At 59.7% G+C, this 10,018-nt stretch carries 6 protein-coding genes and 1 pseudogene; 4 read left to right on the top strand and 3 right to left on the bottom strand.

Annotated features, from left to right (window positions below; all coding sequences use genetic code 11):
- Nucleotides 1-102 precede the first annotated feature (102 nt).
- Entirely contained in the window at nt 103-258 is a 156-nt protein-coding gene (locus ACFO3E_RS17235) for a helix-turn-helix domain-containing protein (protein WP_380806694.1), read from the top strand.
- 208 nt (nt 259-466) lie between these two features.
- Here ACFO3E_RS17235 and ACFO3E_RS17230 read toward each other — a convergent pair whose 3' ends face one another.
- On the bottom strand, nt 467-1,567 hold the full coding sequence (locus ACFO3E_RS17230) for a PepSY-associated TM helix domain-containing protein (RefSeq protein WP_380806691.1): 1,101 nt from the start codon (nt 1,565-1,567) through the stop codon (nt 467-469).
- Nucleotides 1,564-3,767: pseudogene (locus tag ACFO3E_RS17225) on the bottom strand (TonB-dependent receptor). The gene ACFO3E_RS17230 and the pseudogene ACFO3E_RS17225 overlap by 4 nt, the downstream one beginning before the upstream one ends.
- A 265-nt stretch (nt 3,768-4,032) precedes the next feature.
- Between ACFO3E_RS17225 and ACFO3E_RS17220 the strand changes: the two are divergent.
- The 3 genes from ACFO3E_RS17220 (at nt 4,033) to ACFO3E_RS17210 (ending at nt 8,391) form a co-directional block, all read left to right on the top strand.
- A complete protein-coding gene (locus ACFO3E_RS17220; protein WP_380806688.1) occupies nt 4,033-4,344 on the top strand; it encodes a hypothetical protein in 312 nt (103 codons plus the stop codon).
- A 169-nt stretch (nt 4,345-4,513) separates the two neighbouring features.
- Nucleotides 4,514-6,892 (top strand): bifunctional diguanylate cyclase/phosphodiesterase, encoded by a 2,379-nt coding sequence (locus ACFO3E_RS17215; protein ID WP_380806686.1) that lies wholly within the window; start codon nt 4,514-4,516, stop codon nt 6,890-6,892.
- A gap of 614 nt (nt 6,893-7,506) precedes the next feature.
- Nucleotides 7,507-8,391 (top strand): VOC family protein, encoded by an 885-nt coding sequence (locus ACFO3E_RS17210; RefSeq protein WP_380806683.1) that lies wholly within the window; start codon nt 7,507-7,509, stop codon nt 8,389-8,391.
- A 305-nt stretch (nt 8,392-8,696) separates the two neighbouring features.
- Here the strand turns inward: ACFO3E_RS17210 and ACFO3E_RS17205 are convergent, their stop codons facing one another.
- The gene (locus tag ACFO3E_RS17205; protein ID WP_380806680.1) at nt 8,697-9,968 is read right to left on the bottom strand and encodes a TetR/AcrR family transcriptional regulator; all 1,272 of its coding nucleotides are present in this window, start codon (nt 9,966-9,968) and stop codon (nt 8,697-8,699) included.
- Between the last annotated feature and the right edge of the window lie 50 nt (nt 9,969-10,018).

Genomic DNA, 10,018 nt, shown 5'->3' with positions numbered 1-10,018 from the left:
GGTGGCCACCAGATGGGCCGCCGGGGGTGGGGCCTCGGCCCCACCCCCGGCAACGCCGTCATCTACACCGGGAAATTACACCATCACCGCGGACGCTAGCCGCTGGGTCTGACTCCGGTTCATGTGAATCGCACCTTGAAATCACTTGAGGTCGAGGGCGTCATAGAGCGAAATAGGCGATCGGTCATAATCCCGGACTGGAACCGCCTGGCACAAGCAGGGGGTTTCACATCCGCCTATCTTCATTTGGCAGGTTGATGAATGGGTACGGCTCGCGGTGGATAAGTCGCGCGACACCACATCTCTTCATGCAAGCCATGCCGGCCCACAAAAAGGTTTACCCACCAAACATAGGCGACGGCACCAGTCGGAGAACCGGTAACAACCATAGTTGGGCGTATCGAATGGAATAGCGGAAGGGCAGCAGCTGTAAGCAGAAAATTGGCGGCGGGACGGTCCAAAAGTTTCACGCCTCGTTGGAAGGTTGGGCAGTGGCAGCACGTTGCGGTCGCCTGATCGGCTGTCGGCGTCGAGCGAACCAAAAGGACCAGAGGGTCAAACTTCCCAAAAGAGTGAGAGCCAGGCCGGCGAATGTCATCACCAGCCGATAGGCCAAGCCGCCAACCTTTGCTGCGTGCAAGGGATAGACCATGTTGTAAAGTTGCACGACCGCAGGCAGGCGTGAGGCGTCCCGCGCTGCAATCAACCGACCACTATCCGCTGCGAACCAAAGGGTCGTGCGCCCGTTAGGCAGCCACTCCTCAGGCTTCTTCATCCGCAGGGTGATGAGGCCGCTCTGTTTACGAGGCAGCGCAAGACTGCGCAGTTCAGCATCCGGGAAGCGGGCGTGCGCCGTTTCGACCATCGCTCGCCAATCGAGGCTTTTGGAGAGCAGCGCCACAGGCGCTTGCGGCGGCTTTAAGCTCGCGTCGATCTGCGCAGGGGCGCCGGGGCCAAGGATTAGCACCGCCACCGGCCGGAAAACCAAAATGGCGCCGGTCAGCGTCGCCAACAGTAAGAGCGGTGCGGCCACCAGGCCTAGATCGCGATGCTGGCGCACGATCGCGGAACGGCTGGGCCGCTTGGGCAGCAGGCGAAATTCAAAAGTCTTGCGCGTTCGTGTCCACAAGATCACGCCCGAGATGACGAAGAACAGACCCAGCAGCGCCGCGACACCGATGATCGTTTCACCGGCGTCGCCCGCGAAAAGGTGATGGTGAAGATCGAACAGCCAGAGTTCCGGCCGCTCCCACTGGCTGTTCCACCGCGTCACCAGGTCACCCGCCTGACTCACATAGGCGCCCGAACCATCTGCGAAGCGCAGCCGATCCAGCCCGAATTCCGGGCTGGCAAAGCTGATCATTTCCGGCCGGCTATCGGGGTCGGCCATGATCCGCTCTACGGTCCGCGCAACCGCCGCACTGTCCTGCACTACCGGATCGGAACCATGGGGCAAAAAGACCCAGGCGTCCTTGTGCACCAGCAGCGCGCCGGAAAATCCCAGCACCGCCAGCACAAGGCCCATCAGCCCGCCAATCCAGCGGTGCAGCAGGTCAAGCGTCTTCAAAAGCTATAGTCCCAACTCAGCGTGAAGCCGCGACCCCGCCCCGCGAAGTAGGCGAGATTGTCGGTCGGCAGCCGCGTGTCGCTGCTATAGTCGAGGTAGAATTTATCGAACAGATTTTGCACGCTCAGCCGCAGCCCCCCAAAGGCGGTCTGATAGCGGACGCTGGCATCCGTCACGGAATAGCCCCCGAAATTGTTGAGCGGGTTGGGTTGCGCCACGCCAGCATCGGCATGGAAGCTGCGCGAAAGATAATATTGGGTCTGGATGATCGCCGAAACCGGCCCGCGATTATACGTTGCCGACACATTCACACGGTCAGGCGAGATGTTGACGCCATCCAGATCGGTATCGACCTTACTATCGGCATTGCTGTCATAGCGGCCCTCGATATGAGCATAGCCAATGCCGAGCTTCAGCCCAGGGACCGGCGTCTCGCTGCGCAAATTAATCTCTATGCCTTCGATCTCGATACGCTGACGCTGCACATCGAAATTGCGTCCGATGCCCGGCACGAGCAGCTGTCCCTTGTCGCTGGATGACCAGAAATATGTGGCAGACCCGTCGAATGGCCCGCGCTTCACTTCCACGCCGATCTCGCGGTTGTTGGACACAATGGGCTCGATGGCGAGATAGCTATCGATGTCGATGCCGGTCAGATTGATCGACCGCGTGATCCGTCCCACATCAGACGCGGTATAACCCTCTGCATAGCTGGCATAGGCGCGAATGCCGTCCCAGGGCTCCAAGATAATGCCGCCATTCAGCAGCAGATCGTCGAACTTGGGCTTGCCGCCCGCGACATCCACCCCGCCCCAATAGCGTTGGGCGGCGGGTAGCGTCTGGGTAGTTTGCGCCAGAGTGTGGTAATCATCGATCTTGATCTGGACATTTTCCCAGCGCGCACCGCCAGCAAGGCGCAACAGCCCGTCGAACAGCTTCAGATTGCCCTGCACGAACGGAGCCAGGCTGCGGAATTCGGCTGGCGGCACCCAGACGCGATCGGTGGCGATCAGGCGTTGCTGCGTCTTGTCCCATAACGCGTCGAAGCCCAGCGTCGCGGTCAGCGCCTCCAGCCCCGGCACGGCGCGCTCATAGCTGAACTTCGCGCCGCGTTTGCGGGAACGGTTCTGCGACTGGTCGAACAGGTCACCGACAGGTGCGATGCTGGGGTCCTGAAAGGACGCGATATATTTGCCCGTGGCGTCGCGATTTTCCCCGCCGAACGTGTCACGTGAGCGGTTGAAGAAAATCTGGCTGACGAAATGGCCGCCCCACAGCGCCGTGTCTGTATAGGACAGGGCGAGGCTTTCGGTGCGATTGGCGGCGGGTTCACCGGGTGAGTCGCCCCGCACGGCGCTGGTCGGCAGGCCGGTCAGGCGATTGCCGGGAACTGCGATATAATCGCCATCGCTCTTCAGTTCGAAGCGGCTGGCGATCAGATCGATGCGGCCGGTCGCGGACACAGCATAGCCCACCCGCGCAAAGATGTTGGTTGCCTGCGAATCCTGCGTTTCACCCTGTGTGAGATTGAGCCCCACGCGGCGGTCCTGCCCGTCATAAAATACGCCGCGCTTTTCGTAGGTGGCGCCCATCGTCGCATCGAAATCGCCGGCCTCATACTGGAACAGCCCCCCAGCCTTGCCACCCATGCCATTGGAGTGAAACCTGTTATCCGCCGTGCCCTGCAGCAGCACCCGTCCGCTCAAACCTTCCTCTTGCGGCGCGCCAACGGTCACCTGATTGATGATACCGCCCGTGCCGCCTATCCCTTGCAACGCGTTGGAGCCGTAGATCAGTTCGACCCGATCGACGAAGAAGCCATCAATAGTGAAGCCATCGCGGCTGCCGTCGCGCAGCGGCGTCGATTGCGGAATGCCGTTAATCGCATAAGCGGCGAGCGGCCACGCAATGTCTCTCCCGCGCCTGAGAGCTTTTGGCGCGTTGGAGAGAAAGAGGGAGTCAGCGTCGCCACCGCGTCGGTGACCGAGCCGGAAATCGCGATCTGCTGGTCGAGCGCCTCCTTATCGACAACATCGATCGTCAACGGCAGCGCGTTGGCAGGCAGAATACTGCGCGCGGCCGTGACGATGATGGGGCCATCTGCCTCCGCATCCACGGCAGGTGGCGGCGATTGCGCAAAGCCCGTGCCCGTGACCAGAAACGCACCCGCAGCGAGGAGATTTCGAACGGCTTTTTTCATGATGGCCCCCCCTAATTCTTCGGGCTCGCTAGCGAACGAACGATACTAATGCAAGTCAATCTCATTTAACGAGGGGTCGCGACCTTTTCTGTTGCCGGAGCATCGATCGAAGCCGTCGGTACATTGTCTCGACGTGCCGGTGCCACTTCCGGCATCTATCTCGAGGCGCTCGATTCCGTAGAAGCATATCGCCGGGGCGAGGCGGCACTCGTCTCGGCACCGCGTTGTCGACAATCTGCTCGGCACGACGGACCTGTGCCCCACGGTGCGCCGCACGGCGAAGCTAAAAGGGCAGATCAGCGTCCATATCGATGCCGAAGCGCGCGCGATCATCGAACGCTATGACCCGGCCGTGCTCGCCCGCGGTGCGGATCTCATCACCAACGAGACGCGCCTTCGCGATCGAAGGGGAGGCGCCCCGCCCGGATCGACCGAGCAGATCGTCGCGGCGATGCGCTCCTCCTCCAGCTTTGAAACGGGCGACAAGGAAGCGATCGATGGACCGCAAAATGCGATCGTCGATCGCGACTATGCCGGACGGCCGCGCGGCATTGCGGATCCGCCTCATGCTTCATAAAGGCGGACCTCTTCCAAGAGAAAGCGCCGCTAGTTCGACGAACTGCAGTCCAGAGCTGGCGTATCAACGATCCTTAAAATTGAGGCAGTCAGGGGCCGGCTGCTGCTCAGCTGGTTAACCCGATTATAACTTACATAGGCTTAGCTGTGCCGTCAGCGATGAGGGCCTTATGTTTCGTGTGTTCGAATGCGTGTTGACGCAGCATGACCTTTTCGTCGTGGGTCTCGCGGCCGCCATCTGGATCGTGGGCAGCCTGGCTTTTTTTCTCGCACTTGCCCGTGCGCAGGAATGTCGATGGGAGCGCCGTGCGTCCTGGTTAGCCATTGGGGGCTTCGCCGGTGGTCTCGGTGTGTGGGCGACCCACTTTGTGGCCATGCTAGCTTATGATGGTGTTCTGCCGATTGGCTACGCCTTCTTTCCTACATTGATTTCTGCGGCCGCCGCGATCCTCGGTTTCTGGACCGCGCTACGCTTATTGGGCCAAGCATCTGCCGCACGCTGTGCGCTCGCGGGAATTATCGCTGCCTGCAGCGTAGGCGTGATGCATTTCATCGGCATGGCCGCCATTCGCGCACAAGCCCATATTTCCTATGACTGGAACGCTGTGGCCATCAGCCTTGCGTTAGCAATGAGCCTTTTCGCAACCGCCTTCTACATCTTCGGTCATCTGATGGGCGGACGCAGGTTCTTTCCTGCAGTTTCGGCCTCGGTACTCGCCGTTTGCGCGCTTCATTTTACCAGCATGTCGGCCACGACGCTGAAGTTCGACCCGACCCTGGCCGCGGTCCACGCCACGACCGGACGGGAATGGTTGATCGGAGCAATCGTGGCATCGACCATGGTCGTGGTGATCCTGACGGCCGCGGCGACCCTGATCGATCGTTACCTCACCGATCTCAAGGGCTTCGCCGGAGCGACGCTGGAGGGCATCTTGATCGTACGCGATCACAAGATCGTTGAGGGCAATGAGCGTTTTGCTGAATGGATGAACAGTAGCCCGTCCGACCTGGTGGGACTGGATCCCGAAAGCCTGCTCGCAGCCCAAGACGGCCGTCCCATTATAGAGGAGCGGCACAAGGCGGTGGAAGCCGTGCGGCGCGGAGGCGATGCCGAGCAGTTGTTCGAAGTTGGCGTGCACGAAATCGAATATCGCGGTCGCTTGTCTCAGGTTCTGGCTGTCCGTGATCTGACGGAAACGAAGGCAGCGCAGCGGCAAATCGAACATCTGGCACGGCATGATGGTCTGACGGGGTTACCTAATCGAACCCTGCTACAGGAACGGTTAGAACATGCCCTCGCATTGTCCAAGCGCACTGGTGAGCCTCTGGCGCTGCTAGCGCTTGACCTCGACCGCTTCAAAGCAATCAATGATATTTTCGGCCATGGGGAAGGCGACCGGATACTCGAGCGGGTCGCCTTCATGCTGAAGCGCTGCGTTCGTGGTGCCGACACGGTCGCGCGCATGGGCGGCGATGAGTTTGTCATTCTCCAGGTTGGTTCGGCGCAGCCTGATGGCGCTCGGGTGCTCGCCCATCGCATACTGGAAATCTTTCGAGAAGAGATGAACCCGGCCATGGACCCGACTGCCGTTGGCATCAGCATTGGTGTGGCGGTTTTCCCACAGGACGGAGCCGATGCCGCGGCGCTGCATCATGCTGCCGACATCGCCCTCTATCGCGCCAAGACATCCGGCAGGGGGGTCGCTGCCTTCTTCGACGCACAGATGGACCTGGAAGCGAGGCAACGGCGGCAGCTGGAAAGCGACCTGCGTCACGCTATCACGCGCAACCAGCTATATTTGGTCTATCAGCCACTGGTCACAACCGTAGACGGTAAGGTCTCCGGCTATGAAGCCCTGTTGCGCTGGACCCACCCAGATCGTGGCGAGGTGCCACCGGACGAGTTCATCCCCATTGCCGAAGACACAGGAGCGATCCTTCCCATCGGCGACTGGGTCCTGCGCCGTGCCTGTCGGGAAGCAGCGCTCTGGGTGGAACCGCTCACCCTGGCGGTGAACATTTCAGCAGTGCAGTTCCAAGTGGCGACATTGGAGGAGACGGTAACCTCTGCACTGATGGACGCCGGGCTAGCGCCTGATCGTCTCGAACTGGAGATCACCGAGACCGCACTGATGAAGGATCGGGACCAAACCATTCGGGTCCTTCACGCCCTGAAAGAGCGAGGCGTGCGGGTGGTCATGGACGATTTCGGCACGGGCTATTCCTCGCTGAGCAATCTCCAGAGCTTTCCCTTCGACAAGATCAAGATCGATCGCAGCTTCATACAGACGATGGAGGACGACGAGGCGGCCCGCTCGATCATCCGCGCGATCGTCGGGATCGGCAAAAGCCTTGCTTTGCCGGTTGTCGCTGAAGGGGTCGAAACAGATACACAGCGCCGAATGGTCCAGGAAGAAGGTTGTCCGCAGGCACAGGGTTTCTTCTACGGTTTTCCAGGCGCAGGGCCGGCAAGCTCAGCGCAACTGTCCGCTTCACAAGCGAACAGCGGACTTATCGCAGGAAGGGTGGCGTCGCACGCGGGGCCATAGTTTCAATAAGCCACGGCGGCTCGCCGACATCGCGACAGGCTCAAAGAATTCCCCAGTGTGCTCTCGGAACTCGCGCGTCCCAGAACGCCGAGGGTCTGCGATAACCTTCACGGATCGATGACGTAAGGGGCGCCCAAAATCAGTGCGACTGGTATCGAGCGGATGGCGAAATTGGCCCTGCCTTGGCTCCGTTTCTTGAGGACTAGCAGGACAGGGGGCGTCCCCAGCACGGTACCGCTCTTTCAAATATTAGGAGAACTAAACAGATCCAATGGGCGGTTCTTTCCCGGTGAGGGTCTATTTCATCATATCGACGAAGGGACGGAATGTTGCTAACTCTGTCATTTCGGAACGCTCGCATTCCAGCTGTGCGTCGCGCGGTACTTCATTTAGACGAGGTACGGCCTCAGCAGATTTGTAATCAAGCCGCAGTCCACGCAACTGATAACGTCACGGCACCGGACGGAGGGAATCGAGGAGATCGCTCGTCGGCAAGGCGAATATTATAACTGCCGGCGCTTCCGACATTGTCACAAACAAGGCCGCAGCGAGCGTGGATCACCCGTTCCAGCGGGATAGGTTAAGCGACAATAGCTATAATGAAGGAGAGGCCAATGGTCAGACTGTCACATCGCGGGATCTGCGTGAACGATATCGCGGCGTCGGAACGCTTCTATCGGGACGCACTCGGCTTCGAGCCTTATCAGGATCATGGGGTTATCGAAGGCCCCGATATGGCGAAGACCATGCAAATTCCTGGCGTTCAGCTGCGGGCGGTGATGCTCAAACGCCAGGACGGCCCGGTGATCGAATTGCTGCAGTTTCTCGAGCCGCCGGCGACGGGGCCGCGTGAGAAACGGTCCACCCTTCAATATGGCTTGGTACACATTTCATTCTATGTGGATGACATTGACGCCTGGGCCGCACGGATCGCGGAAGCAGGTGGCACGATTTATGAAGAAACCCGCGCTTACTTCGCCGCCAATGATACTACCATGCTCTACTGCACCGACCCGGACGGCGTGCGTGTCGAACTGATGAAATCGCCCGGCGAGGCCGAGCGCTTCTCCCACAGCGGTATCTGCGTGGAAGATATCGACGCCTCGCTCAACTATTATGAAGCGCTTGGCTTCACTCCCGCAGAAAATTATGTCCTTGATCAGGGCTTTGACTGGTTAGGCGTCATCAACGAAGTCCCAGGCATCAAACTGCGCGCGCAGATGGTGCGCGATGCGGGGGGCAACACGATCGAACTGCTGAAGGTGCTTGAGCCCGCTAGCTTCGGATCACGCGAACGCCAACCGCTTAACCGTTTCGGTCTCACCCATATCGCCTTCTGGGATGACGATCCTGCCACGACGGCGGCCGAGCTTGCAGAGCGCGGTGGCTATTTCGTTGAAGAGGCCCATGTGACAACCCCGATGATCGAGTTAATGCACGGCGCGGACCCGGATGGCGTTCGTATTGAACTCATGCGGCCGATATCGTCTGCTGGTTAAACTGAGGCGTTTAGTGTAGGAGTGGATCAACTCCCCACGTTGTCAGTTCCTTGCGCGCGCCATAGCTGGCCGATCGATGGAAACAATCGAAGGAGGAGATGGTCGGTTGTTGAGCGAAGGCCTGTATCGACAGGCACGACCTTGCCGCCAAAGACCCTGTCATTAGGGTTTTTGGCGAGCGTGGGTTCAGGGAGTTTGAACATAGCGCTATTGAGCGTCATCCGCCGCTCGCATTTCCGCGATCATTCGCCGCTGGATTATGCCTTGCTTAACCAAAGGCTGACGCTGGAGGTACAGAATAATCCTCACAAGTAACGGCCGTTGTCCGTCCGCAACCCGTGTAGAAACAAGGAGGCGCATTCTCTGGCATAGATCTCCCGATCTTCTGCCACAGGCGGCGTGGTCGCTGTGAAGAAGCGCACGGCAAATGTCGCAAGTGTGTAGAAGATGCGCGTCGCAGAATGGCTCGGGCGCGGCAGGCCCAATGTGTTCAGTTGATTTTCTAACGCCTCGCCCAGGCGGCGCACGCGGCCTTCATAGAATAGCTGAGCAAGATCCGGGATGAAATCGGCTTCCACGACCAGTAACCTATGCATGCGGATATTGTCAGGTTCCAGATGGCGATCCAATGCTTCCCGCGCCAAGTCAATCAGCCCGGTTTCCGGGTCCGTGCTGGTGGGACGCTGTCCAAGCGGCCGCCGGCTGGCTTCGAAAATGTCGCGTTGAACGATATAGCGGAGCAGATTTTCCTTGTTGCCGAACTGGCGATATATGGTCGCCTTGCTGACCCGAACCGCCGCTGCGATCCGGTCGATGCTCGCACGGCGATAGCCATATTCGAGAAATTCGCTGGTCGCCGCATCCACCAATGCCAGGAGCTTTTCTGCCGGCAGGCGCAGCGCAGTTACGCCTTCGCGGACAGGCGGTTCAATCAGCGGAGGCGCAGCCTTAACTCGATCCACATCCGCAATGCTGCGGTAGCCATCCAGGAAGAGATGAACGGCATGAGCTACGACGCGTTTCTGGGCAGCCTTGCCGGGCAAGGGGGTGCCTAGAAAATAACGCGCGCCCTCCACTGCGATGCCCCCGAAACGGATGGCCATGGCGTGCGGGTCGCATGGCACTATCATCGCCTTATCGATCAGCGTCTCAAGATAATCGGCGAGAGGCTGGGACGCGGCCAAGCGCTTTTCATGCAGTTCCGCTGCTAGGTCCGGCACGTGGTTCGCCGCCGCGATATTAGCGCGGAACAGGCCGAAATTCACTGGCTCGGCAAAACCCTCAAAAAGGCGCAACGCATAGCGGGCGAGCGTGTCCTCTGCACTCGCGCCGCCATCGATGGTGGAGAGATTGAGCCACGCGCCGTTCAACTTGTTCCGGACGGCAGCTTCGAACAAGGCGAGCTTGCTGGGGTAAAGTTCGTAAATGCTCTGCTTGCTCATATGCGCCACAGCGGCGATCCTATCGACGCTCGTTCGCTCAAAGCCCTCAGTTAAGAAAACTTCGCCCGCCGCATTCAGGATTTGCGTCCTGTTGTCGCGTTCGGCGGAAATGGGGGGAGAGGTGATTTCGACCATGCGGGCTTATCTTAGCGGCCGGACGGGGTGCGACGTCAACGGGTAAAGCC

The sequence above is a fragment of the Sphingobium tyrosinilyticum genome, from assembly GCF_042654265.1.
Lineage (GTDB): Bacteria > Pseudomonadota > Alphaproteobacteria > Sphingomonadales > Sphingomonadaceae > Sphingobium > Sphingobium tyrosinilyticum.
Note: the sequence above shows the minus strand (reverse complement) of the source record. Positions and strands in the feature narration are given on the sequence as shown.

Excerpts from the sequence above, each read along its gene's own strand:
- ACFO3E_RS17215 (WP_380806686.1), top strand. The coding sequence starts at position 4,514 with ATGTTTCGTGTGTTCGAATGCGTGTTGACGCAGCATGACCTTTTCGTC.
- ACFO3E_RS17205 (WP_380806680.1), bottom strand. The coding sequence starts at position 9,968 with ATGGTCGAAATCACCTCTCCCCCCATTTCCGCCGAACGCGACAACAGG.
- ACFO3E_RS17210 (WP_380806683.1), top strand. The coding sequence starts at position 7,507 with ATGGTCAGACTGTCACATCGCGGGATCTGCGTGAACGATATCGCGGCG.